At 64.4% G+C, this 22,149-nt stretch carries 24 protein-coding genes; 8 read left to right on the top strand and 16 right to left on the bottom strand.

Features of this window, described 5'->3' with window-relative positions:
• The first annotated feature begins 71 nt into the window (after positions 1–71).
• A complete protein-coding gene (gene cadR, locus DM373_RS02855; RefSeq protein ID WP_110992118.1) occupies positions 72–515 on the top strand; it encodes a cadmium resistance transcriptional regulator CadR in 444 nt (147 codons plus the stop codon).
• A gap of 105 nt (positions 516–620) precedes the next feature.
• Here cadR and DM373_RS02850 read toward each other — a convergent pair whose 3' ends face one another.
• The 3 genes from DM373_RS02850 to DM373_RS02840 are packed head-to-tail and all read right to left on the bottom strand — an operon-like array spanning position 621 to position 3,249.
• Positions 621–1,592 (bottom strand): thymidylate synthase, encoded by a 972-nt coding sequence (locus DM373_RS02850; protein WP_110992117.1) that lies wholly within the window; start codon positions 1,590–1,592, stop codon positions 621–623.
• A 48-nt stretch (positions 1,593–1,640) separates the two neighbouring features.
• Positions 1,641–2,450 (bottom strand): prolipoprotein diacylglyceryl transferase, encoded by an 810-nt coding sequence (gene lgt, locus DM373_RS02845; RefSeq protein ID WP_110992116.1) that lies wholly within the window; start codon positions 2,448–2,450, stop codon positions 1,641–1,643.
• Between the two features lie 16 nt (positions 2,451–2,466).
• Entirely contained in the window at positions 2,467–3,249 is a 783-nt protein-coding gene (locus DM373_RS02840; RefSeq protein WP_110992115.1) for a sulfite exporter TauE/SafE family protein, read from the bottom strand.
• Between the two features lie 131 nt (positions 3,250–3,380).
• On the opposite strand from DM373_RS02840, the gene DM373_RS02835 reads away from it, so the two are divergent.
• Positions 3,381–4,127: an NRDE family protein gene (locus tag DM373_RS02835; RefSeq protein WP_110992114.1), complete on the top strand. Its 747-nt coding sequence runs from the start codon at positions 3,381–3,383 to the stop codon at positions 4,125–4,127.
• 93 nt (positions 4,128–4,220) lie between these two features.
• On the opposite strand, the gene ptsP is transcribed toward DM373_RS02835, so the two are convergent.
• Positions 4,221–6,500, bottom strand: coding sequence for a phosphoenolpyruvate--protein phosphotransferase (gene ptsP, locus DM373_RS02830; RefSeq protein ID WP_110992113.1), 2,280 nt, complete (start codon positions 6,498–6,500; stop codon positions 4,221–4,223).
• 22 nt (positions 6,501–6,522) lie between these two features.
• Positions 6,523–7,002, bottom strand: coding sequence for an RNA pyrophosphohydrolase (locus DM373_RS02825; RefSeq protein ID WP_003249017.1), 480 nt, complete (start codon positions 7,000–7,002; stop codon positions 6,523–6,525).
• A 141-nt stretch (positions 7,003–7,143) separates the two neighbouring features.
• On the opposite strand from DM373_RS02825, the gene DM373_RS02820 reads away from it, so the two are divergent.
• A complete protein-coding gene (locus DM373_RS02820; RefSeq protein ID WP_110992112.1) occupies positions 7,144–7,800 on the top strand; it encodes a histidinol-phosphatase in 657 nt (218 codons plus the stop codon).
• Positions 7,801–7,922: 122 nt separating this feature from the next.
• Here DM373_RS02820 and DM373_RS02815 read toward each other — a convergent pair whose 3' ends face one another.
• Together DM373_RS02815 and ilvA are read right to left on the bottom strand one after the other, a co-directional pair.
• On the bottom strand, positions 7,923–8,348 hold the full coding sequence (locus tag DM373_RS02815) for a DUF2269 family protein (RefSeq protein ID WP_110992111.1): 426 nt from the start codon (positions 8,346–8,348) through the stop codon (positions 7,923–7,925).
• 94 nt (positions 8,349–8,442) lie between these two features.
• Positions 8,443–9,957, bottom strand: a complete 1,515-nt coding sequence (gene ilvA / locus DM373_RS02810) for a threonine ammonia-lyase, biosynthetic (protein ID WP_110992110.1) — start codon at positions 9,955–9,957, stop codon at positions 8,443–8,445.
• Between the two features lie 135 nt (positions 9,958–10,092).
• Between ilvA and rpiA the strand changes: the two genes are divergently transcribed.
• Positions 10,093–10,767 (top strand): ribose-5-phosphate isomerase RpiA, encoded by a 675-nt coding sequence (gene rpiA, locus DM373_RS02805; RefSeq protein WP_110992109.1) that lies wholly within the window; start codon positions 10,093–10,095, stop codon positions 10,765–10,767.
• Between the two features lie 79 nt (positions 10,768–10,846).
• Here the strand turns inward: rpiA and DM373_RS02800 are convergent, their stop codons facing one another.
• From DM373_RS02800 to DM373_RS02785, 4 genes are all read right to left on the bottom strand, one after another.
• Positions 10,847–11,752 carry an SdiA-regulated domain-containing protein gene (locus DM373_RS02800; protein ID WP_110992108.1) on the bottom strand — a complete coding sequence of 302 codons (906 nt, stop codon included), beginning with the start codon at positions 11,750–11,752 and terminating at the stop codon, positions 10,847–10,849.
• A gap of 89 nt (positions 11,753–11,841) precedes the next feature.
• Positions 11,842–12,768: an SdiA-regulated domain-containing protein gene (locus tag DM373_RS02795; protein WP_425272555.1), complete on the bottom strand. Its 927-nt coding sequence runs from the start codon at positions 12,766–12,768 to the stop codon at positions 11,842–11,844.
• A gap of 154 nt (positions 12,769–12,922) precedes the next feature.
• Positions 12,923–13,588 carry a fumarylacetoacetate hydrolase family protein gene (locus DM373_RS02790; protein ID WP_110992107.1) on the bottom strand — a complete coding sequence of 222 codons (666 nt, stop codon included), beginning with the start codon at positions 13,586–13,588 and terminating at the stop codon, positions 12,923–12,925.
• Positions 13,589–13,613: 25 nt separating this feature from the next.
• A complete protein-coding gene (locus DM373_RS02785; protein ID WP_110992106.1) occupies positions 13,614–15,011 on the bottom strand; it encodes an FAD-binding oxidoreductase in 1,398 nt (465 codons plus the stop codon).
• 171 nt (positions 15,012–15,182) lie between these two features.
• Here DM373_RS02785 and serA point away from each other — a divergent pair, with 171 nt between their 5' ends.
• Positions 15,183–16,412 (top strand): phosphoglycerate dehydrogenase, encoded by a 1,230-nt coding sequence (serA, locus tag DM373_RS02780; protein ID WP_110992105.1) that lies wholly within the window; start codon positions 15,183–15,185, stop codon positions 16,410–16,412.
• Positions 16,413–16,693: 281 nt separating this feature from the next.
• Here serA and DM373_RS02775 read toward each other — a convergent pair whose 3' ends face one another.
• On the bottom strand, positions 16,694–17,170 hold the full coding sequence (locus tag DM373_RS02775; RefSeq protein WP_110992104.1) for a DUF4399 domain-containing protein: 477 nt from the start codon (positions 17,168–17,170) through the stop codon (positions 16,694–16,696).
• 226 nt (positions 17,171–17,396) lie between these two features.
• On the opposite strand from DM373_RS02775, the gene DM373_RS02770 reads away from it, so the two are divergent.
• Entirely contained in the window at positions 17,397–17,873 is a 477-nt protein-coding gene (locus DM373_RS02770; RefSeq protein ID WP_110992103.1) for a transporter substrate-binding domain-containing protein, read from the top strand.
• Positions 17,874–17,893: 20 nt separating this feature from the next.
• Here DM373_RS02770 and DM373_RS02765 read toward each other — a convergent pair whose 3' ends face one another.
• Both DM373_RS02765 and DM373_RS02760 read right to left on the bottom strand, forming a co-directional pair.
• Positions 17,894–18,394, bottom strand: coding sequence for a 2-thiouracil desulfurase family protein (locus tag DM373_RS02765; protein WP_110992102.1), 501 nt, complete (start codon positions 18,392–18,394; stop codon positions 17,894–17,896).
• Positions 18,381–19,004, bottom strand: coding sequence for a 2OG-Fe(II) oxygenase (locus DM373_RS02760; protein ID WP_110992101.1), 624 nt, complete (start codon positions 19,002–19,004; stop codon positions 18,381–18,383). Before DM373_RS02760 ends, DM373_RS02765 begins: the two co-directional genes overlap by 14 nt.
• Before the next feature lie 121 nt (positions 19,005–19,125).
• Here DM373_RS02760 and DM373_RS02755 point away from each other — a divergent pair, with 121 nt between their 5' ends.
• Complete coding sequence (locus DM373_RS02755) at positions 19,126–19,878, top strand: DUF2059 domain-containing protein (RefSeq protein WP_110992100.1); 753 nt, start codon at positions 19,126–19,128, stop codon at positions 19,876–19,878.
• Here the strand turns inward: DM373_RS02755 and bipL are convergent, their stop codons facing one another.
• The gene (gene bipL / locus DM373_RS02750) at positions 19,879–20,805 is read right to left on the bottom strand and encodes a phospholipase BipL (protein WP_110992099.1); all 927 of its coding nucleotides are present in this window, start codon (positions 20,803–20,805) and stop codon (positions 19,879–19,881) included.
• Between the two features lie 208 nt (positions 20,806–21,013).
• Here bipL and DM373_RS02745 point away from each other — a divergent pair, with 208 nt between their 5' ends.
• Positions 21,014–21,583: a DUF6436 domain-containing protein gene (locus DM373_RS02745; protein ID WP_110992098.1), complete on the top strand. Its 570-nt coding sequence runs from the start codon at positions 21,014–21,016 to the stop codon at positions 21,581–21,583.
• Here DM373_RS02745 and DM373_RS02740 read toward each other — a convergent pair.
• Complete coding sequence (locus DM373_RS02740; RefSeq protein WP_110992097.1) at positions 21,562–22,128, bottom strand: sugar O-acetyltransferase; 567 nt, start codon at positions 22,126–22,128, stop codon at positions 21,562–21,564. The two genes, DM373_RS02745 and DM373_RS02740, sit on opposite strands and share 22 nt — an antisense overlap.
• Positions 22,129–22,149 lie beyond the last annotated feature (21 nt).

The raw sequence follows: 22,149 nt of genomic DNA, 5'->3' as shown, positions 1-22,149 counted from the left end.
ACAGAGCGGGTTGTTGCCAAGTGAACACCCTGTAGCCACTATAGGGTCAAGCCCTCTGCAGGAGATTTGCCATGAAGATCGGAGAACTGGCCAAGGCCACTGATTGCGCCGTGGAGACCATTCGCTACTACGAGCGCGAGCAACTGCTGCCCGAGCCCGCCCGCACCGATGGCAACTACCGGCTGTACACCCAGGCCCACGTGGAGCGGCTGACGTTCATCCGCAACTGCCGCACCCTGGACATGACCCTCGACGAAATCCGCAGCCTGTTGCGCCTGCGCGACAGCCCGGAAGGTTCGTGCGGCAGCGTCAATGCGCTGATCGACGAGCATATCGAGCATGTGCAGGCGAGGATCGACGGGTTGCTGGCGCTGCAGACGCAGCTGGTGGAGCTAAGGCAGCAGTGCAATGCGCAGGGGAATGAGTGCGCGATCCTGCAGCAGCTGGAGACCAATGGGGCAGTGTCGGTGCCGGAGACCGAGCATTCGCATGTGGGGCGTAGCCATGGGCATTGAGGCCAAAAGCATCGCGGGGCAAGCCCGCTCCCACGCAGCCTGCGTTTAGCTTGCGTGGGAGCGGGCTTGCCCCGCGATAGCGTCAGCTCAGACGATGAGGATCTGTCAGACCGCCATCGGCGCCGTCATCGGCGCATGGTGCTCATAGCCTTCCAGCCAGAAATCACTCGGCTCGATCTTCTCCAGCCACTCCGGCTCGTACTTGCCGGTCTCGGCAAACGCCGGCACGCGGTCACTGATCACCAGCTTCGGCGCCGCCAGCGGCTCGCGCTTCATCTGCTCGTTGAGCATGTCCAGGTGGTTCTCGTACACATGGGCATCGCCGATGAAGTAGGTGAACCAGCGCGGGGTGTAGCCGGTCAGGCGGCCGAACAGCGACAGCAGCGCGGCGCCTTCGGTGAGGTTGAACGGCGTGCCCAGGCCCAGGTCGTTGGAGCGGATGTAGAGGGTCAGGGAGATTTCCTTGGTCTCGACATTCGGGTGGAACTGGTACAGCAGGTGGCACGGCGGCAGGGCCATCTCGTCGAGCTGGGCGCAGTTCCAGCCGTGGAACAGGATGCGGCGGCTGCCCGGGTCGTTGGCAATGGTGTCCAGGCACTGGCGCACCTGGTCGATGGCCTTGTACAGGATGACGAACGCCTGGCCGTCCTCCTCGTCCTGGGCGATCTGGCGGAAACCGGCCTTCTCGGCCATGGCGATGGCGGCCGGGTTGCTCAGCGCGATGCGCTTGTAGCCCGGCCACTGGCGCCATTGCACGCCGTAGATTTCGCCAAGGTCGTCATGGCCCAGGCGGAACGGGTTGGCCAGCCACTGGGCGTTTTCGTTGGCGTTCTGGTCCCAGACCTTGCAGCCCAGTTCGCGGAACTCGCCGGCGTTCTTCACGCCACGCAGAAAGCCCACCATCTCGCCGATCGCCGACTTGAATGCCAGCTTGCGCGTGGTGATGGCGGGGAAGCCTTTTTGCAGGTCGAAACGCAGCATGGCGCCCGGCAGGCTGATGGTGCGGGTGCCGGTGCGGTTTTCCTGCAGCGTGCCGTTGTCGATGACGTCACGGACCAGATCTAGATACTGTTTCATCGCTTACCTGTAACAAGAACGGCAGGGGGATCGCCCCTGCCGTGGGAATCAGACGGCGGCCTTGGCCGTAGGTTTACGGTTGTAGGCCCACCAGATCAGGAAGATGCCGCCGACGATCATCGGCACGCAAAGCAACTGACCCATGGTCAGCCAGCCAAAGGCAATGTAGCCCAGCTGGGCATCCGGCACCCGCACGAATTCCACGATGAAGCGGAAGATGCCGTAGAACAGCGCGAACATGCCGGAAACGGCCATGGTCGGGCGCGGCTTGCGCGAGTAGAGCCAGAGGATGACGAATAATGCCACACCTTCCAGGGCGAACTGGTACAGCTGCGACGGGTGACGCGGCAGTTGCGCCGGATCGCTGAACGGCGGGAAGACCATGGCCCACGGCACGTCGGTGGCCTTGCCCCACAGTTCGGCGTTGATGAAGTTGCCGATGCGCCCGGCACCCAGGCCGATCGGCACCAGCGGTGCGACGAAGTCCATCAGCTCGAAGAACGACTTGTTGTTGCGCTTGCCGAACCACAGCGCCGCCAGCATCACGCCGATGAAGCCGCCGTGGAACGACATGCCGCCTTTCCATACTTCGAAGATCAGCGTGGGGTTGGCCAGGTACTGGTGCAGGTCGTAGAACAGCACGTAGCCCAGGCGCCCGCCGACGATTACACCCATCGACAGCCAGAACACCAGGTCGGACAGTTTCTCGCGGGACCAGGTGGGGTCGAAGCGGTTGAGCCGGCGCGAGGCCAGCAGCCAGGCGCCGCCGATGCCGATCAGGTACATCAGGCCGTACCAGTGGATTTTCAGCGGCCCGAGGGCCACGGCCACGGGATCTATCTGCGGGTAAGGCAGCATGGATATTCCTCTTGGTTCAAATCAGAAAACTTAAGCCGACGCAGAACAGCAGCGCGGCGAATAGGCGCTTGAGCAGGCGCGGCGACAGCCTGTGCGCCAGGCGCGCGCCAAAGCGGGCAAAGAACATGCTGGTCACGGCGATGCCGACCAGCGCCGGCAAATAGACATAACCCACACTGTGGGCCGGCAGGTGCTCCTCGTGCCAGCCAAGCCACATGAAGCTCAAGGCACTGGCCAGGGCGATCGGCAGGCCGCAGGCCGACGAGGTGGCCACGGCTTTTTGCATGGGCAGGCTGCGCCAGGTCAAGAACGGCACGGTCAACGAGCCACCGCCGATGCCGAAAATCGCCGAGGCCCAGCCGATCACGCCGCCGGCGCCGATCAGGCCAGGCTTGCCGGGGATGCCACGGCTGGCCTTGGGCTTGAGGTCCAGGGCCATCTGCACGGCGATCACCAGGGCGAATATGCCGATGATCTTCTGCAACATCGGGCCCTGGATCAGCGAGGCAGTCTTGGCCCCCACCAGCGCACCGAGCAGGATGCCCACGGCCATCCAGGTGAAGATCGGCCACTGCACCGCGCCTTTGCGCTGGTGCTCGAGCACGGCATTGATCGAGGTGAAGACGATGGTGGCCAGCGAGGTACCAACCGCCAGGTGGGTGAGGACCGCAGGGTCGAAGCCCTGCAAGGTGAAGCTGAACACCAGCACCGGCACGATGATGATGCCGCCCCCCACGCCGAACAGCCCGGCCAGCACGCCGGCGCAGGCACCCAACAGCAGATAGAGTACGAATTCCATTCGTGGCCCCTGTGGAAAACAATCCGGCATGGTAACGGAAGCCAAGCCCGGCGCTCTAGTGAAGTCTGTGTCAGGTGATGGATCAGCTCCCCCGGCGCGGGTAGAGTGGCCGAAAACACAGGGGACAACCTATGTGCCTGATCGTATTCGCCTGGCGGCCGGGTACCGCCCGGCCGCTGATCGTCGCGGCCAACCGTGACGAGTTCCATGCCCGCCCGACCCAGGCCCTGGCGGCCTGGGCGGATGCGCCGGGGGTGTACGCCGGGCGCGACCTGGAGGCCGGCGGTACCTGGCTTGGCGTAGGGCCGCAGGGGCGCTTCGCCGCGCTGACCAATATCCGCGACCCGCGCCAGGCGCTGGGGCCACGCTCGCGGGGCGATCTGGTGGCGGCGTTTCTGCAGGGCGAACTGGGGGTTGAGGCGTATCTGGACCTGGTCGCCAGCCGCAGCGGGCAGTACTCCGGCTTCAACCTGCTGGTCGGGGATGCCGAGCAGCTGGGCTACCTGCATGCCTGGGAAGCGACGCCACGCTTGCTGGAGCCTGGGGTCTACGGGCTTTCGAATGCCGGGTTGGACACGCCGTGGCCCAAGCTGGTCAAGGCGCGCAGCGGGCTGCTGAAGTTGCTCGAATCAGCTGAACCAGAACAACTTTTGCGTTTGCTGGCCGACGGTGAGCCGGCCGCGGACAGCGAACTGCCCGAGACCGGCGTGGGGCTGGCCACCGAGCGGCTGCTGTCGAGCGTGTTCATCGCCAGCCAGAACTACGGGACGCGGGCGAGTACGGTGCTGATTGTGGATGACCGGGGGCGGCGGCGCATGGTGGAGCGCAGTTTCGGGCCGTTTGGGGGGCATCTGGGGGAGGTGAGCCTGGAGGTCTGAGCCAGCCCTCATCGCGGGGCAAGCCCGCTCCCACGCAGTCTGCTTATAGCCTGCGTGGGAGCGGGCTTGCCCCGCGATAGGGCCACATCGAATTCAGAGGGTTTTGTTAGCCCCAGGCCCGATCATCCGCGCCAGCCCCAGGTTCTTCAGCGCCAGCTGCAGCGAGCTGTGGATAACCTGCGGGTTGTCATGGCTCATGGCATCGACCAGCAACTCCTTGGCCTTGCTCATGTTGATCTGGCGCAGCATCCATTTCACTTTCGGCAAGTTGGTGGCGTTCATCGACAAGCTGTCGAAGCCCATGGCCATCAACAGGATCGCCGCTGCCGGGTCGCCCGCCATCTCGCCACAGATGCTCACCGGCTTGCCTTCGCCATGGGCGTCGCGCACCACGGTGTTCAGGGCTTGCAGCACGGCTGGGTGCAGGTAGTCGTAGAGGTCGGCAACCCGCGGGTTGTTGCGGTCGACCGCCAACAGGTACTGGGTAAGGTCGTTGGAACCGACCGACAGGAAGTCCACCTGCCGCGCCAGCTCCTTGGTCTGGTACACCGCCGCGGGGATTTCCACCATCACGCCCACCGGCGGCATCGGCACGTCGGTGCCCTCGTCGCGGACTTCGCCCCAGGCGCGGTGAATCAGGTGCAGTGCCTCTTCCAGCTCGTGGATGCCGGAAATCATCGGCAGCAGGATGCGCAGGTTGTTCAGGCCCTCGCTGGCCTTGAGCATGGCGCGGGTCTGCACCAGGAAGATTTCCGGGTGGTCGAGGGTGACACGGATGCCGCGCCAGCCGAGGAACGGGTTCTCTTCCTTGATCGGGAAGTACGACAGCGCCTTGTCGCCACCGATGTCGAGGGTGCGCATGGTCACCGGCAGCGGGTGGAACGCCTGCAACTGCTCGCGGTAGATCGCCAACTGCTCCTTCTCACTGGGGAAGCGCTGGTTGATCATGAACGGCACTTCGGTGCGGTACAGGCCGACACCCTCGGCGCCACGCTGCTGGGCGCGCGCCACGTCGGCGAGCAGCCCGGTGTTGACCCACAGCGGCATGCGGTGGCCGTCCGGGGTGATGCACGGCAGCTCGCGCAGGGCGTCGAGCCCCTGGGCCAGCTGGCGCTCCTCCTCGACCACGTCGCGGTACTGCTTGCGCAGCACTTCGCCGGGGTTGGTGTATACCTCGCCCTTGTAGCCGTCGACGATCAGCTCGATGCCGTCGACTTTCGAATACGGCAGGTCGACCAGGCCCATGACCGTGGGGATGCCCATGGCCCGGGCGAGAATCGCCACGTGGGAGTTGCCCGAACCGAGCACCGAGACCAGGCCGACCAACTTGCCTTCCGGCACCTCGCCAAGCATGGCGGGGGTCAGCTCTTCGCTGACCAGGATGGTGTTGTCCTGGTACACCAGCGACTGCGAACGGGCTTCCTGCAAGTAGGCGAGCAGGCGGCGGCCGAGGTCCTTGACGTCGGAGGCGCGCTCGCGCAGGTAGTCGTCGTCCATCAGTTCGAAGCGGTTGACGTGCTCGCCAACGACCTGGCGCAGCGCACCTTGGGCCCACTGGCCGGTCTTGATGACCTCGGTCACCTCGCCACCGAGGGCGGCGTCCTCGAGCATCATCAGGTAAACGTCGAACAACGCGCGCTCTTCCGGGCGCAGCTGGGTGGCCAGCTTGGCCGACAGCTTGCGCATGTCTTCGCGCACGCCTTCGAGGGCGTTGTTGAACAGCTTGAGTTCGTTGTCGATGTCTTCGACGGTCTTGTCCGGCACCACTTCCAGATCGGCCGGCGGCAGCATCACCACGGCGCGGCCGACCGCAGCCCCTGGCGAGCCCGGCACACCGACGAAGCGCGCCTCCTGGATGCCCTTGCCCTGGCGGCCCAGGCCGCGGATCGAGCCGGTGGCCTCGGCATGGGCGATAACCCCGGCGAGCTGGGCGCTCATGGTGACCAGGAAGGCTTCCTCGCCTTCATCGAACTGGCGACGCTCTTTCTGCTGGATGACCAGCACCCCGACCACGCGGCGGTGATGGATGATCGGTGCACCGAGGAAGGAGGCGAATTTCTCTTCGCCGGTCTCGGCGAAGTAGCGGTAGCGGGGGTGGTCGGCGGCGTTTTCCAGGTTCAGCGGCTCTTCCCGGGTGCCGACCAGGCCGACCAGGCCCTCGTTGGGGGCCATGCTGACCTTGCCGATGGAGCGCTTGTTGAGGCCTTCGCTGGCCATCAGCACGAAGCGGTTGGTCTCAGGATCGAGCAGGTAGACCGAGCAGACCTGGCTGCCCATGGCTTCCTTGACGCGCAAGACAATGATACCCAACGCCGTCTTGAGATCTTTGGCGGAGTTCACTTCCTGGACGATCTTGCGCAGCGTATTGAGCATGGCTCGGGGTCGGACTCCGTCGTCAGTCGCGCGTCAGCAGGCGCGGGGCTAGCTCTTTCAGGGCGCGTCGGTAGACCTCGCGCTTGAATGTCACCACCTGGCCCAGCGGATACCAGTAGCTGACCCAGCGCCAGCCGTCGAATTCCGGTTTGCCAGTCAGGTCCATGCGCACCCGTTGCTCATTGCTCACAAGGCGCAGCAGGAACCACTTTTGCTTCTGGCCGATGCACAGCGGCTGGCTGTGGGTGCGCACCAGGCGCTGGGGTAAACGATAACGCAACCAGCCACGGGTGCAGGCAAGAATTTCCACATCGTCGCGCTCAAGGCCGACTTCTTCATTCAGCTCGCGGTACAGGGCGTCTTCCGGCGTCTCGTCAGGGTTGATGCCTCCCTGGGGAAACTGCCAGGCATCCTGGTTGATCCGCCGAGCCCATAGCACCTGCCCGGCATCATTCGTAAGAATGATCCCGACATTGGGGCGAAAACCATCCGGGTCGATCACGGCAGCAACCTCGCAAACGCATGTCGCGGCATTGTTCCACAAAGCTTGCGAGCGCAGCAACGCGCCCGCCAAGCTTATGTGCAGCGAGGTGAAAACTCCGTATCGTGCAGGGCTTCCCGAGGGCTTCTGCGAGACATTCCCATGCGCCTGGCTTTATTCGATCTGGACAATACCCTCCTCGGCGGCGACAGCGACCACGCCTGGGGTGACTACCTGTGCGAACGGGGCATTCTCGACCCTGCCGCGTACAAGGCACGCAACGATGCCTTCTACCAGGACTACCTGCACGGCAGCCTGGACCTTTCGGCCTACCTGGCCTTCTCCATGGAGATCCTTGCCGCTACCGAACCTGCACAGCTTGCGCAATGGCACCGCGAGTTCATGCGCGACTGCATCGAGCCGATGATCCTGCCCAAGGCCCTGGCGTTGCTGCAGCAGCACCGCGAGGCCGGCGACCAGTTGGTGATCATCACCGCCACCAACCGCTTCGTCACCGCGCCCATCGCCCGCCGCCTGGGCGTGCGCGTGCTGCTGGCGACCGAATGCGAAACGCAGGACGGGCGCTATACCGGGCGCAGTACCGATATACCCTGCTTCCGTGAAGGCAAGGTGACGCGGCTGAACCGCTGGATGCTGGAGAACGGCTTCGACCTGGAAGACAGCTACTTCTACAGCGATTCGATGAACGATGTGCCGCTATTGGAACAGGTGACCCATGCCGTGGCGGTGGACCCGGACCCGAATCTGCGGGCCGAGGCGCAGCGGCGCGGGTGGAAGGTGATTTCGTTGAGGGGTTGAGAATGCCGGGGCCGCTTGCGGCCCAATCGCCGGCAAGCCGGCTCCCACAGGGGAAGTGCAAACCCGATCCTTGTGGGAGCCGGCTTGCCGGCGATTGGGCTGCAAGGCAGCCCCAAAAGGGCCTAGACCGGTTTGGCGCCCATCAGCCCGGCAATGGACAGGAAGCACACGCCGCTGAACACCGCCAGCGCCAGGGTGAACTTCAACCCCACCACTTCGGCCTTGCGCAGCCGGTTCAAGCGCACCAGCAGCCACCACAGCGCAAACGCGCCAACGGTATAGATGACGCTGGACGCCAGCACCCAGGCCTGCCCCAGCGGCCACCCCACCAGGTGCACCAGCCACCAGCCAGTGAACGGCATGCTCACCAGGCACAGGCCCATCAGCAGCCAGACGAACACCAGTGGCCGGCGCAGCAGTTTGGCGTAGGCCTCGGCATCGCCTTTGCGACGGGCGTAGCCGGTCCAGATTGCCAGGCCCAGCGCGCCCAGCAACAGCAGCGCGGTGGCGAGGATGTGCAGGGTCTTGAGGGTGGTCAGGTGTTCCATTTGTCGAGATTCCTTCTGCGGGCCATCCAGCATCGCGGGGCAAGCCCGCTCCCACGCCGTAACGTGGGAGCGGGCTTGCCCCGCGATGGGGTCTTCAGCCCAAGAATAGCCGGTAAGCCGGGTTCTCGGTCTCGTCCCAATACGGGTAGCCGATCTTGGCCAGCGCCGCCGGCACCAGGTGACGCTCGTCTTCCGGCACCTGCAGCCCCGCCACTACGCGGCCGTCGGCGGCGCCGTGGTTACGGTAGTGGAACATCGAGATGTTCCAGCGCCCGCCCAGTTTGTTGAGGAAGTTGAACAATGCACCCGGCCGCTCGGGGAATTCGAAACGCAGCACGATCTCGTCGCGGGCCCCGGCCGAGTGGCCGCCGACCATGTGACGGATATGCAGCTTGGCCAGCTCGTTGTCGGTCAGGTCGGTGACCGGGAAACCTTGCTCGGTCAACTGCTGCACCAGTGCCGCACGCGGGTCGGTGTCCGGATGGGTCTGCACGCCAACGAAGATGTGCGCCTCGTCCGAGGTGTGCTTGCGGTAGTTGAACTCGGTGATCTGGCGCTTGCCGATGGCCTCGCAAAAGGCCTTGAAGCTGCCCGGGCGCTCGGGGATGGTCACGGCAATGATCGCCTCGCGCTTCTCGCCCAGTTCGGCGCGCTCGGCGACATGGCGCAGGCGGTCGAAGTTGACGTTGGCGCCGGAGTCGATGGCCACCAGGGTCTGCCCGGTCACGCCTTTGAGTTCGACGTACTTCTTGATCCCGGCCACACCCAGTGCGCCGGCAGGTTCGGTGATCGAGCGGGTATCGTCGTAGATATCCTTGATCGCCGCACAGATCTCGTCGGTGCTGACAGTGATCACTTCATCCACATGATGGCGGCAGATGTCGAAGGTGTGCTGACCGATCTGCGCCACCGCCACGCCGTCGGCGAACAGCCCGACCTGCGGCAGCACCACGCGCTCGCCGGCAGCCATGGCGGCCTGCAGGCAGTTGGAATCGTCCGGCTCGACGCCGATCACCTTGATCTCCGGGCGCAGGTACTTCACGTAGGCGGCGATGCCGGCGATCAGGCCGCCGCCGCCGACCGGCACGAATATCGCATCGAGCTGGCCCGGGTGCTGACGCAGGATTTCCATGGCCACCGTGCCTTGGCCGGCGATGGTGTGCGGGTCGTCATAGGGGTGGATGTAGACGAAGCCCTTCTCGTCGACCAGCTTCAGCGAATAGGCCAGCGCCTCGGGAAAGGAGTCGCCATGCAGCACCACCTTGCCGCCGCGCGAACGCACGCCCTCGATCTTGATCTCCGGGGTGGTCTTGGGCATCACGATGGTGGCCTTGATGCCCAGCTCGCGGGCGGCCAGGGCCACGCCCTGGGCGTGGTTGCCGGCCGACGCGGTGACCACGCCACGGGCCAGTTCCTCCGCGCTCAACTGCGCCAGCTTGTTGTAGGCCCCGCGGATCTTGAACGAGAACACCGGCTGCAGGTCCTCGCGCTTGAGCAGCACCGTGTTGCCCAGGCGCTTGCTCAGCTGGCCGGCACTGTGCAGCGGGGTTTCGACGGCAACGTCGTAGACGCGCGAGGTGAGGATCTTCTTGACGTACTGTTCGAGCATCGGGAAAGCATCACTGGGCCGCGGGACAAGGCCTGGGAGTCTACCGCAGCGCTACGTCGGGCGACCACAGCAAAGCCGCGCGAGCCGTTATACTAGGCCCCTTTCGATTTCCGCCCAGCCCCTCCCGGAGCCCGCATGACCCAGGACCAACTCAAACAGGCCGTTGCCCAGGCCGCCGTCGACCTCATCCTGCCGAAACTGGATGAAAAGAGCGTCGTCGGTGTCGGCACCGGCTCTACCGCCAACTTCTTCATCGATGCCCTGGCCCAGCACAAGACCGCCTTCGACGGCGCCGTCGCCAGCTCCGAGGCCACCGCGCAGCGCCTGAAGGGCCATGGCATCCCGGTCTATGAGCTGAACAGCGTCAGCGAGCTGGAGTTCTACGTGGATGGCGCCGACGAAAGCGACGCCCACCTCAACCTGATCAAGGGCGGCGGCGCGGCCCTGACCCGCGAGAAGATCGTTGCGGCCGTGGCCAAGACCTTCATCTGCATCGCCGACGCCAGCAAGCTGGTACCGGTACTGGGCGCCTTCCCGCTGCCGGTCGAAGTCATCCCCATGGCCCGCAGCCATGTGGCGCGCCAGTTGGTCAAGCTGGGCGGCGACCCGGTGTACCGCGAGGGCGTGCTGACCGACAACGGCAACGTCATCCTCGATGTGCACAACCTGCAGATCACCGACCCGGTGGCGCTGGAAAGCCAGATCAACGCCATTGTCGGCGTGGTCACCAACGGCCTGTTCGCGGCGCGCCCGGCGGATGTGCTGTTGCTGGGTACCGCCGAAGGCGTGAAGACCCTCAAGGCCGAGTAAGCAGGTCAGACGCCATCGCGGGGCAAGCCCGCTCCCACGGGCGTGGGAGCGGGCTTGCCCCGCGATCTGTTCAGCCCCTTCAGTCAACCGGCTGCTTGAACACATAGAACAGGTTCGGCTCACTGACCAGATACAGGGTCCCGGCGTCATCCATCGCGATCCCCTCTGCCTGCGGCACGGTCTGCTTCAGGCCCTGAAACCCATTGCGCAATGACATCGTGCTCAGCGGCCTGCCCTTCACGTCCAGCTCCAGCACCAGCCGCGATTCGTCCGACAGCGCCAGCAGATGCCCGCTGCGCTCGTCGTACTGCAGGCTCGACAGATCCCTCACGAACAACCGCCGGTCACGCTTGCGGTCCTGCACCACATGCACGGCGTAGGGTTTGTCGGGGTTGTCATGGGGAAAGCCATGCACCTCGTAGATCACCATCGGGTCCCGCTCCTTGGCCACGAACAGGCGCTTGCCTGCCGAGTCATAGGCCAGCCCCTCGAAGCCCTTGTTTCCATTGAGGCCGATACCCAGGCTGAGCTGCTCGGCATCGTTGGCATCGAGGAACAGGGTGTCGTCATCCAGACGCACACGAATCAAGCGCTGCTGGCGCTCATCGGTGATCACATAGGTGCTGTGGCCCACATACTCCACCGCTTCGGGGTCACCGAAGCCGGTCAGCGCAATTCGGCGCAGGATGCGCCCGTCCAGCGACAACTCGATCAGCTCGGACTTGGCATTGGTGACGGTGAACAGGCTCTTGCGGTCGGGATCGTAGGTCAGCGCCGAGATATCGTCGTCCAGCCCGGCGACAGGCTGGGCCTCGAGCACCACCTGGTAACGGTCCAGGCCCATGCTCTGTTGCGCGGGCTGCCACCAGGTCTTGAGGTTGAACCAGCCGCGCTCGAACAGACGGAACTCGTGCCCTGCCACGCCGGCGAAAAGCAGTAGAACGAAGGCGGTGACAGCAAAAATCAGACGGCGGCTAGGGCGCATGGGGGCAAACTCGGCAAAATGAGCACGAATCTAACCACTACCAACTGAAGCAAAGCTTAATGCCAGCGTAGGGTTCCCCTGACTGCGCGTCAGTGCTTCTTGAAGCGATAGAACAGGTTGGGCTCGCTGACAAAATAGAGGTTGCCCTGCTCGTCCATGGCCACGCCCTCTGCCCGGGGGATACGGTCCTTGAGGCCATTGAAACCGCCGAGCAGGGTCATGAAGCTGACCTGTTCACCCTTTTCATCGAGCTCAAGCAGCATGTTGGAGTCGGCCGACAGCACCAGCAGGTGGCCGGTGCGAGGGTCGACACCCAGCGCAGAGAGATTGCGCAGGTCGAGCTCGTCACTGGCCAGCGGTTGCTTGTCGCCCTTCAGCGGGCTGCGCCCATCGGTGCTCCAGATGTACAGTTGCGGCGGCCGCTCTTCGCCAATCACCAGGCGCTGGCGCATCGGGTCCCAGACCACCGCTTCGAAGCCCTTGTTGCCTTTGCCTTCATCGCCCAGGTCGTAACTGTGGAAGTCGGCGCGGTTCAACGACGTGGTGCCGGCGTCCACCTTGACCAGGGTCAGGTCATGGTTGCGCTCGTCGACGATGGCGATCTGGCCATCCTCCAGCACCGCTACGCCTTCCGGATTCGACCAACCTACCAGCGGCATCTTGCGCAGCACATCGCCGTCAAGCGTCAGCTCCACCAGAAAGGGGTGCTTGCCCATCACCGCGAACAGGGTGCGGGTGTGCGGGCTGTACGCCAGGTCAGAGGCCTCGTCGCGCTCCATGCCCGGTAGCGGTTTGGCGTCGATGTCCACCACATAGTCCGGCAGCCAGATGCTTTCCTGGCGTTCGGCCTGGGTCTCGAAGCGCTCCTTTATCCACAGCAGCCCTCGGTCATCCCAGTGCATGGCCACGGCCAAGCCATAGCCGATCAGCGCCAATGCAGCGAGCCAGGCAGGCCAACGCAGCAGCGCGTGACGTTTACGGGTGGGCGGAACGGGAGCGGTGGACGGGATAGCCATTGGCGGGGTCCTGATGATGAGCCGTGATGTCTTCCTTAACGTCGGCAAATGAACATGAAACTGCGGATTATCCGGATCGTTTGTGAAAAAAACGACAAATGCCATCAGGTGATGGCCACACGACGGCAGCGGGGCTGCCGTCGCGCCTGCGCAGTCAGAGCACGCGGCTTTCGAAGCGGCTGACGCCCGGGAGTTCCAGGACCAGCTCGTCACCGACATTGAACGGCCCCACGCCCGCCGGGGTGCCGGTGAGAATCACGTCACCCGCCTGCAGCGAGAAGTTCGCCGCCATGTGCTGGATCATCGGCACGATCGGGTTGAGCATCATCGCGCTGTTGCCGTCCTGACGCACTTCGCCATTGATGGTCAGGCGGATGCCGATATCGCTGAGGTCCTCGAACGTGCCCGCCGAAACGAACGGCGGCAGTACACAGGCGCCGTCGAAACTCTTGCACAGCTCCCACGGCAGGCCCTTTTCCTTCAACTTGGCCTGCAGGTCGCGCAGGGTCAGGTCCAGCGCCGGGGCATAGCCGGAAATGGCGTCGAGCACTTCCTCTTCGGTTGGGTGGGGCGACAGCGACTTGCCCAACAACACGGCAATTTCCGCCTCGTAGTGCACCGAACCGCGCTCGGTCGGGATCTTGAAGCCACCCTCAAGCGGCACCACGCAACTGCCCGGCTTGATGAACAGCAGCGGCTCGCTGGGGATAGGGTTATCCAGTTCCTTGGCATGTTCGGCGTAGTTGCGGCCGATGCACACCACCTTGCCCAGCGGGAAGTGGATGCGCGTGCCGTCTACGTACTGGTGCTGGTAACTCATGGCCGACTCCTGTGAACACTGCTTTTTATTCGGGAGCGAAGATCTTACCCGGATTCATGATGCCGTTCGGGTCGAACACCGCCTTGATCGCCTTCATGCAGGCAATTTCATCCGGCGAGCGGCTGTAGCCCAGGTAATCACGCTTGGTCATGCCCACGCCGTGCTCGGCGGAGATCGAGCCGTGGTAGCGCTGAACGATCTCGAACACCCACTTGTTGACCTTGGCGCACGAGGCGAAAAAGTCGTCCTTGCTCATGTGGTCGGGCTTGAGGATGTTCAGATGCAGGTTGCCGTCGCCGATGTGGCCGTACCAGACCACTTCGTAATCCGGGTAGTGCTCGGCGACGATGGCATCGATATCGCGCAGGAACGCCGGCACCTTCGACACGGTGACCGAGATGTCGTTCTTGTACGGGGTCCAGTGGGAGATGGTCTCGGACAGGTATTCGCGCAGCTTCCACAGGTTCTTCAGCTGCGTTTCGCTCTGGCTCATCACCCCGTCCAGTACCCAGCCCTGCTCGACGCAGTGCTCGAAGGTGGCGAGCGCTTCGTTGGCCACCTGCTCGGTACTGGCTTCGAACTCCAGCAAGGCATAGAACGGGCAGTCCGTCGCGAAGGGCGCGGGCACATCGCCACGGCCCATGATCTTGGCCAGGCCTTTATCGGAGAAAAACTCGAACGCAGTGAGGTCCAGCTTGCCCTGGAAGGCGTGCAGCACCGGCATGATCGCGTCGAAATCCGGCGTGCCCAGCACCATCGCCGTGAGGCTGCGCGGCGCGCGGTCCAGGCGCATGGTGGCCTCGACCACAAAGCCCAGGGTGCCTTCGGCGCCGATGAACAGCTGGCGCAGGTCGTAGCCGGTAGCGTTCTTGATCAGGTCCTTGTTGAGCTCGAGCAGTTCGCCCTTGCCAGTGACCACCTTCAGCCCGGCAACCCAGTTGCGGGTCATGCCGTAGCGAATGACCTTGATGCCGCCGGCGTTGGTGCCGATATTGCCGCCGATCTGGCTGGAGCCGCTGGAGGCGAAGTCCACCGGGTAATACAGGCCCTGGTCCTCGGCGAACTGCTGCAACTGGCGGGTAATCACGCCTGGCTGGCAGACCACGGTGCGGTCGAACTCATTGAAGGCGAGGATCTGGTTCATGTTGTCGAAGGCCACCACCACTTCGCCGTTGGCAGCGACTGCGGCACCCGACAGGCCAGTGCGCCCGCCTGACGGCACCAGGGCGACCTTGTGCCGGTTGGCCCAGGCGACGATGGCCTGCACTTGCTCGATGGTCTTGGGGAAAACGATGGCGCTCGGCGCGGGCGGGTAATGCTTGGTCCAGTCCTTGCCGTAGGCGTCGAGCGAGGCCGGGTCGGTAAGCACTTTGCCTGGGTCGACCAGGGTCATCAGCTCTTCAATTAATGCAGGCTGGGTCATCGCTGGAACCCTCGACTTATTCATAGTCACCCTGAGTACTCTTCACCTGTCGGGATAAGCTCAGATTGAGTCGCGTATGCTAGCATAGCCCTCCCGCTGTTCGTGCTAAGGCCGACGCCGCGCCGCTTCACCCCCCCTCGCCATTTTTCTCCGGGATACAGGTTTACGCAGATGAGCAAGACTTCTCTCGACAAGAGCAAGATCAGGTTCCTTCTTCTTGAAGGCGTCCACCAGAATGCGGTGGATACCCTCAAAGCTGCCGGGTACAGCAACATCGAATACCTCACCGGCTCGCTGCCGGACGCAGAACTGAAGGAAAAGATCGCCGATGCCCACTTCATCGGCATCCGCTCGCGCACCCAACTGACCGAAGAGGTCTTTGACTGCGCGAAGAAACTGGTCGCGGTCGGCTGTTTCTGCATCGGCACCAACCAGGTCGACCTGGGCGCAGCCCGCGAGCGCGGCATCGCGGTGTTCAACGCACCGTACTCCAACACCCGTTCGGTCGCCGAGCTGGTGCTGGCCGAAGCCATCCTGCTGCTGCGCGGCATCCCTGAGAAGAACGCTTCCTGCCACCGTGGTGGCTGGATCAAGAGCGCGGCCAACTCCTTCGAGATCCGTGGCAAGAAACTGGGCATCGTCGGCTACGGCTCGATCGGCACCCAACTGTCGGTACTCGCCGAGAGCCTGGGCATGCAGGTCTACTTCTACGACCCGTTGACCAAGCTGCCGCTGGGCAACGCCACCCAGATCACCAGCCTGAACGAGCTGCTGGGCCTGGCCGACATCGTCTCGCTGCACGTTCCCGAGCTGCCATCCACCCAGTGGATGATCGGCGAGAAGGAAATCCGCGCGATGAAGAAGGGTTCGATCCTGATCAACGCTGCCCGTGGCACCGTGGTCGAGCTGGATCACCTGGCCGCCGCGATCAAGGACAAGCACCTGATCGGCGCCGCCATCGACGTGTTCCCGGTCGAGCCGCGCTCCAACGATGAAGAGTTCGAAAGCCCGCTGCGTGGCCTGGACAACGTGATCCTGACCCCGCACATCGGTGGTTCCACCGCCGAAGCCCAGGCCAACATCGGCCTGGAAGTGGCCGAGAAGCTGGTCAAGTACAGCGACAACGGTACTTCCGTGTCGTCGGTCAACTTCCCTGAAGTGGCCCTGCCGGCGCACCCAGGCAAGCACCGCCTGCTGCACATCCACGAGAACATCCCGGGCGTGCTCAGCGAAATCAACAAAGTGTTCGCCGAAAACGGTATCAACATCTCCGGTCAGTTCCTGCAGACCGACGAGAAAGTCGGTTACGTGGTGATCGACGTCGACGCCGAGTACTCGGACCTGGCCCAGGAAAAACTGCAGCACGTCAAAGGCACTATCCGCTCGCGCGTACTGTTCTGAGTTTGCTGGCTGCATGAAAAAGGGAGGCCCTGGTGGCCTCCCTTTTTTGTTGGCACTTTGCACTCGATCCTGTGCAAGCAACTGTCGTTGTAAGAGCAACTGTCTTGCATCAAATCTAAAATCTGGCGCAGTCCCTGTGGGAGCGGGCTTGCCCGCGAAGCAGGCGACGCGGTGGATGGCACCGGCTCTGCCGGTGTTCGCGGGTAAATCGCAGCGGCGAACCGCCGCTCCCACAGGATATGCGCCGCTTTGACGTTGCTCCTACAGGGCCCGCGTCGGCCTTACTTGACGTTGACGGTAATCTTCTGCGATTCGACGCTCGGCTTGAACGGCACGTGGTACTTGTCGCCCAGTACCAGTTGCAGGGTGTGTTTGCCCGGAGTAAGGGTAATGGTCGCCTCGGTCTGCGCCTTGCCGAAGTGCAGCACCTGCGGGCCGGCCGGCAACGGGGCATTGTTCTCGGGCATCAGGCTGGTCGGCAGCGGCATGTCGGCCACCGGCGCCTTGTCGACGTCCACCAGCAGGTGGTGATGGCCGCTGTGCGCGGTCTGGTCACCGGCAGGCTTGAGGGCAATACCCTCGATGCCGAACTTGACGGTGAAGGTCTTGTCGACCGTGGCGCCGTCGGCGGGGGAAACGATGAAGACCTTGGCGCCTTCCGGTGGCTGCTCGCTCTTCAGTGCATCCGCGGCACTGGCGAACACCGACGCCCCCATCAGCAGCCCGGCAACGGCAGCACGCGAAAATAGGCTTTTCATTCACTTCTCCTTTCATTCACTTCAATAGACCGCTATCACTAAAACGAAACAAAGCGGTACTTCACCATAGTTCATCTGCGCCAGCGAAGGTTCAGAAAAACGCCACAGAAATAGTTGCAGTGGCGTTAAACATTACCCAGGTCCTGGGGTCATAGGCTGCGTTCGACCGGGCGAGGAACAAGCTGCGGCGAATGACATTCACCTGCCATACAAATAAGGGGCTTTCATGCGTTTGACCATTGGCGTACTGCTGGCAGTACTGTTCTGCCCACTGGCCCAGGCCGAACTGATCGACGAAATCAACGACCGCGGCGAACTGCGCATTGCCGTATTGAGCGACACACCGCCCTACGTGCTCAAGGAAGACCAGCACCTCACCGGCTTCGAAATCGAGCTGGGCCAGGCCCTGGCCAAGGAGCTGGATGTGCGCGCCGAGTTCGTCGAAGCCACGGCTGAAGATGTTTTGCCGGGTGTGGTCAGCGGCAAGTACGACATTGCCTTCAACAAGACTCAACCTGAACTGCCACTGGCCCCTGAACTGGTCACCAGCCAGCCCTTCAGCGAGCCGCACCTGGTGATCCCCTTCCAGAAAGGCAACCCGGCCTTCGAGAGCGCCGTGAACAATGCCCTGAAGCGGATCGAGAGCGATGGCCGGCTGGCAGCGCTAGAGCAGAAATGGCTGCAGCGCGAAGCGCAGAAGTGACCAGTTGCTGACGCTGGCGCCTACAACAGGCTTGCCAGCGCCCGTTCGGCCTCGTCCAGCTCCAGCTCGCTGAACACCTGCACCCCTTCACGCCGCAACAATGCCGTGGTGACGCCCTCGCCCGCTACTTTCACCCCCGTGAAAGTACCGTCGTAGGTCTGCCGGTTACCGCACGACGGGCTGCCGGACTTCATCACCGCCACCCGAATGCCATGCCGGCGAACCAGTTCCAGCGCCTGATGCGCCCCGGCCATGAACGCCGCGCTGACATCCTCGCCGCTGGCCGTCAGCACCTGCGTCTGGCCGTCCACCACCTGGCCACCCTGCCCGCCCGGGATCTCCGCCGCAGGGCGGGGTGTCGGCAGGCCGCCGGCCACTTCCGGACACAGCGGCACTACCCGGCCCTCGGCCTGCCAGCGCTGCAGCAGGTCGGGGTGGCCGCTGGCACGCCCGTCGTAGCGCACCGGCTGGCCCAACAGGCAGGCGCTGACCAGGACTTTCGGCCGCTCAGAACGGGTCATTGCCACGGCGGCGGAACCAGCCCGTCAGCGACAGGCGCTCGCGCCCGGCCGGGAGGACTTCATGGGGAATGGCGCCAGAAAGGAACACCACCAGGCTGCCGGCGATCGGCTGCACGTCATGCTCGACATCGCCGTCGAGGAACATGCGCAGCTGCCCGCCATCGTCCGGCTGCCAGCCTTCATTGAGATAGAACACGGCAGAGACGGTACGCCGGTCGTCGTCGCGGAAGCGATCCAGATGGCGGCGGTAGAAAGCCCCCGGCGGGTACAGGGCAAAATGGCACTCGAAATCCTCGAGCCCGAGGAACAACCCCTGGTTGATGGCCTGGCGCAGGCTGTCCATGGCCCCCAGGTAACGGTCGCAGGCCGCGGATTCACCAGGGTCGATCCACTGGATCTGGTCGCCACGGATCGCTTCGCGCACTTCCTGCGCGGCGCCGCGCCCCACCCCGGCAGGGTTGAGTTCGCCTTCGGCATAACGGCGCCGGCACTCGAGCGCGAGCTCACGCGACAGCCCGTCGGGGAGAAAGAGGGTTTGCTGCGACCAGCCACGGGTGGCCAGGTCGTCGACGATTGCCGACAGCATGGGATGTTCGCAAGGATTGTGCATGGCGCATCATAGCCATTCGGCCTGCCCGCGCACAGCGCCACTTGGTCAGGAAGCGCCCCTGGCGACTCGACAAAGCCCCGCCATGCCAAGGACAATGGCGGCCTGACGACAGGAGTCCTGAATGCGCCGTCTGTTTTCCCTGCTTCTGCTGATGATCTGCACCATGCCTGTCTGGGCAGACAACCTCGATCAGCTGTACAAGGCCGCCGGCTGGCCCGACCAGCGCGCCCATTTCAACGATGCCGTGAGCGCCGCCCAGCAGCGCTACCGCAACAGCTTGCCGCCTGCGGTTTACCAGGCGCTGGTCAACAACAGCAACCAGCGCTTCCAGGCCCAGGCCATGGACCGCCGCGCCCAGGCGCAGTTGCGCAGCACCCTCAAGAACCCGGCACCGGCCCTGGCCTTCTTCCAGTCGCCGCTGGGGCGCAAGGTGGTGGCCGCCGAGCTGCTGGCCACGCGCAAGGACCAGTTGGCCAAGAACGCCAAGGGCCTGCCGAAGATCCAGGCCAGCGACAATCGCCAGCTGATCATCGGCCACCTGGCGCAGGCACTGCCCGCACGCGAGGCCGGTGCAGAAGTCAGCCTGGCCATCGCCGGGGTGGCAGCCGACAGCCTCAGCTCGATGATCCCCGGCCTGTTCGGTGGCGGACAGACCCAGAGCCTGCTCGACGGCCAACGCCAGCGCCTGATGAACCAGGTCGGCGAAGACCTCGACAACACCCTGTTGTATGTCTATCGCGACCTGTCGGACGCCGAACTGGAGCAGTTCTCCACCTTCGCCGAGTCGCCGGACGGCCAGGCCTATTACAAAGCGGCAGTCAGCGCGGTGCGCGCCGCCCTCGCCGTGGGCCAGAACGCCAACGACCTGAACTGATCAGCCCAGGCGCTGGCCAATGAAGTCAAAGTAGCGCTGGCGGATGCCCGGCAGCTCGTTGGCCAGGTGGTGCCGGGCCTCGGGCAGCATCAGGATCTGCGGCTCGGCGAACTTGGCCTTGAGCACCTTGAGGTTGTACGGCCAATCCACCGTGGCATCCGCCTCCCCCTGCACGATCAATGGCCGCCGCGCGCTCTGCGGCGCGGCCTCGATGCGCCTTACCCATTTCATCAATGCCCCGACCCAGGCGGTCGGCAGGCGCCGTGGCTGCAGCGGGTCGGCCTCCAGGAACGGCAGGAACGCCGGGTCGTTGGTGTTCTCGCTGAAGCGTCGCTCGATGCCGTTGACGAAGTGGCGCAGCACCCGGTAGCTCAGCTTCGACCAGCCCCAGGCGCGCGGGCGCACCAGCGGTGCCAGCAGGATCACCTCGCCGTCGGCCGGGCTCTGCTCGGCACAATGCAGCAGGTGATCGACCACGATCGCACCGCCCGTGCTTTGCCCGCACAAGTGCCAGGGGTGCGGCAGCTCGAGCTGGCGCGCCTGCTCGAACAGCACGTCGAGGGCCTGCTGGTAGAGGGCGAAGTCATCGATGCTGGCCCGCTCGCCGCTGGACAGCCCATGCCCTGGCAGGTCACAGCTGATCACTGCATAGCCCTGCTCCAGCGCCCACTCGATGACATGCCGGTACAGGCCCATGTGGTCGTAGTAGCCGTGCAGCAGGAACAGCGTCGCCACCGGCTGCGCGGGCAGCCAGACCTGGCCGACCAGCTCGAACCCCGCCGCGCGAAAGCCGCCAAGCCAGCTCGGCACGCCCAGGTCCAGGCCGTAAAAGCGCTGGTAGTCGCGGGCTTGGGCGGACAGCGGTTGACGTTCGGCAAGCGGCGCCAGGCTGGCGCGCAACAGGTCGGGCTTCAAAGCGGCAGGCATCGGTACATCCACAACGAGGCGAGTATTGATCTGGGATATTCAGGTCTGCTTGATGTCATGGCAAGCTGCAACACCATTCAACGGGCGGCATGCCTCCCTTGTGGGAGCGGGTTTACCCGCGAATGCGCTGGTGCTTCCACTGCCGCATTCGCGGGTAAACCCGCTCCCACAGGCGGCATGCGTTGCTCATAAGCTCTGCAGACAGCCCATGCCCATCCCAAATTCCAAGTCATTGCTCGGCGCTCTCGCCGCCCTGCTCTGCGCCGCCGCCCTGTGGTGGGCCTACGACAGCTTCCAGGCCCGCTACCTGCGCCCCTTCGACAACCAGGCCACGCTGTTCGACGGCAGCCAGTTGCGCTTGCCGCCCGAACTGGCCGGCCCCGGCCCGATCCGCCTGGTGCACTTCTGGGACCCGGCTTGCCCGTGCAACGTCGGCAACCAGCAGCACCTGAGCGAGCTGGTCGAGCACTTTGCCCCGCAGGGGGTCAGCTTCCACGTGGTGCAACGGCCCGGCAGCCACGGCCAGCTACCCGCCAACCTCGCTGCGCTCGAACCCCTGGCCGGGCTGCCCGGCAGCGAACAGCTGCCGGCCACGCCCGCCGTGGCGATCTGGGACCGCAATGGCGACCTGGCCTACTTCGGCCCCTACAGCGAAGGCGCGGTGTGCAATTCGAGCAACAGCTTCATCGAACCGATCCTCAAGGCCCTGAACCAAGGGCGCCGGGTGCAGGCCAGCAACACCCTGGCCGTGGGCTGCTACTGCCCCTGGGCCGGCTGACGCACCCGCGCGGGGTTACCCACCACCACCGCCCCCGCCGGCACATCTCGGGTGACCACGCTGCCGGCGCCGATCACGGCGTTATCGCCAATGGTCACCCCCGGCAGGATGATCGCCCCGCCGCCGATCCACACGTTGTCGCCAATGGTCACCGGCCGCCCGCTTTCCAGGCCGCTGCGGCGCAGATCAGGGTCGAGCGGGTGGTCGGCGGTGTAGATCTGCACCGCCGGGCCGATCTGGCAGTCGGCGCCGATGCGCACCGGCAGCACGTCGAGGATCACGCAGTTGAAGTTCATGAAGGTATTGGCGCCAACACTGAGGTTGTAACCGTAGTCGCAATGGAACGGCGGGCGGATCACCACAGCGTCGCCGACGCTGGCGAAGTGCTCGACCAGCAACCCGTGGCGGGCTTCGTTGAGCAGCTCGACGCTGGCGTTGTAGCGGTGCATCCAGTGCTTGTTGGCGATCTGCTCGGCCTGAAGCTCCGGGCAGCCAGCGTGGTAGAGCTGGCCTTGCAGCATTTTCTGTTTTTCGCTGAGGGACATGGAAACTCCTTGTTGGGGCTA

Source organism: Pseudomonas sichuanensis (assembly GCF_003231305.1).
GTDB classification, from domain to species: Bacteria; Pseudomonadota; Gammaproteobacteria; order Pseudomonadales; family Pseudomonadaceae; genus Aquipseudomonas; species Aquipseudomonas sichuanensis.
This window is presented reverse-complemented; position numbering and strand designations above follow the sequence as displayed.

Excerpts from the sequence above, each read along its gene's own strand:
- DM373_RS02815 (WP_110992111.1), bottom strand. The coding sequence starts at position 8,348 with ATGGAACACCTGACCACCCTCAAGACCCTGCACATCCTCGCCACCGCG.
- serA (WP_110992105.1), top strand. The coding sequence starts at position 15,183 with ATGAGCAAGACTTCTCTCGACAAGAGCAAGATCAGGTTCCTTCTTCTT.
- DM373_RS02770 (WP_110992103.1), top strand. The coding sequence starts at position 17,397 with ATGCGTTTGACCATTGGCGTACTGCTGGCAGTACTGTTCTGCCCACTG.
- DM373_RS02840 (WP_110992115.1), bottom strand. The coding sequence starts at position 3,249 with ATGGAATTCGTACTCTATCTGCTGTTGGGTGCCTGCGCCGGCGTGCTG.
- DM373_RS02745 (WP_110992098.1), top strand. The coding sequence starts at position 21,014 with ATGCCCATCCCAAATTCCAAGTCATTGCTCGGCGCTCTCGCCGCCCTG.
- rpiA (WP_110992109.1), top strand. The coding sequence starts at position 10,093 with ATGACCCAGGACCAACTCAAACAGGCCGTTGCCCAGGCCGCCGTCGAC.
- DM373_RS02775 (WP_110992104.1), bottom strand. The coding sequence starts at position 17,170 with ATGAAAAGCCTATTTTCGCGTGCTGCCGTTGCCGGGCTGCTGATGGGG.
- DM373_RS02835 (WP_110992114.1), top strand. The coding sequence starts at position 3,381 with ATGTGCCTGATCGTATTCGCCTGGCGGCCGGGTACCGCCCGGCCGCTG.
- DM373_RS02795 (WP_425272555.1), bottom strand. The coding sequence starts at position 12,768 with ATGGCTATCCCGTCCACCGCTCCCGTTCCGCCCACCCGTAAACGTCAC.
- DM373_RS02765 (WP_110992102.1), bottom strand. The coding sequence starts at position 18,394 with ATGACCCGTTCTGAGCGGCCGAAAGTCCTGGTCAGCGCCTGCCTGTTG.
- DM373_RS02850 (WP_110992117.1), bottom strand. The coding sequence starts at position 1,592 with ATGAAACAGTATCTAGATCTGGTCCGTGACGTCATCGACAACGGCACG.
- DM373_RS02800 (WP_110992108.1), bottom strand. The coding sequence starts at position 11,752 with ATGCGCCCTAGCCGCCGTCTGATTTTTGCTGTCACCGCCTTCGTTCTA.
- bipL (WP_110992099.1), bottom strand. The coding sequence starts at position 20,805 with ATGCCTGCCGCTTTGAAGCCCGACCTGTTGCGCGCCAGCCTGGCGCCG.
- DM373_RS02760 (WP_110992101.1), bottom strand. The coding sequence starts at position 19,004 with ATGCACAATCCTTGCGAACATCCCATGCTGTCGGCAATCGTCGACGAC.
- DM373_RS02785 (WP_110992106.1), bottom strand. The coding sequence starts at position 15,011 with ATGACCCAGCCTGCATTAATTGAAGAGCTGATGACCCTGGTCGACCCA.
- DM373_RS02755 (WP_110992100.1), top strand. The coding sequence starts at position 19,126 with ATGCGCCGTCTGTTTTCCCTGCTTCTGCTGATGATCTGCACCATGCCT.
- DM373_RS02740 (WP_110992097.1), bottom strand. The coding sequence starts at position 22,128 with ATGTCCCTCAGCGAAAAACAGAAAATGCTGCAAGGCCAGCTCTACCAC.
- DM373_RS02820 (WP_110992112.1), top strand. The coding sequence starts at position 7,144 with ATGCGCCTGGCTTTATTCGATCTGGACAATACCCTCCTCGGCGGCGAC.
- DM373_RS02790 (WP_110992107.1), bottom strand. The coding sequence starts at position 13,588 with ATGAGTTACCAGCACCAGTACGTAGACGGCACGCGCATCCACTTCCCG.
- ilvA (WP_110992110.1), bottom strand. The coding sequence starts at position 9,957 with ATGCTCGAACAGTACGTCAAGAAGATCCTCACCTCGCGCGTCTACGAC.
- ptsP (WP_110992113.1), bottom strand. The coding sequence starts at position 6,500 with ATGCTCAATACGCTGCGCAAGATCGTCCAGGAAGTGAACTCCGCCAAA.
- lgt (WP_110992116.1), bottom strand. The coding sequence starts at position 2,450 with ATGCTGCCTTACCCGCAGATAGATCCCGTGGCCGTGGCCCTCGGGCCG.
- cadR (WP_110992118.1), top strand. The coding sequence starts at position 72 with ATGAAGATCGGAGAACTGGCCAAGGCCACTGATTGCGCCGTGGAGACC.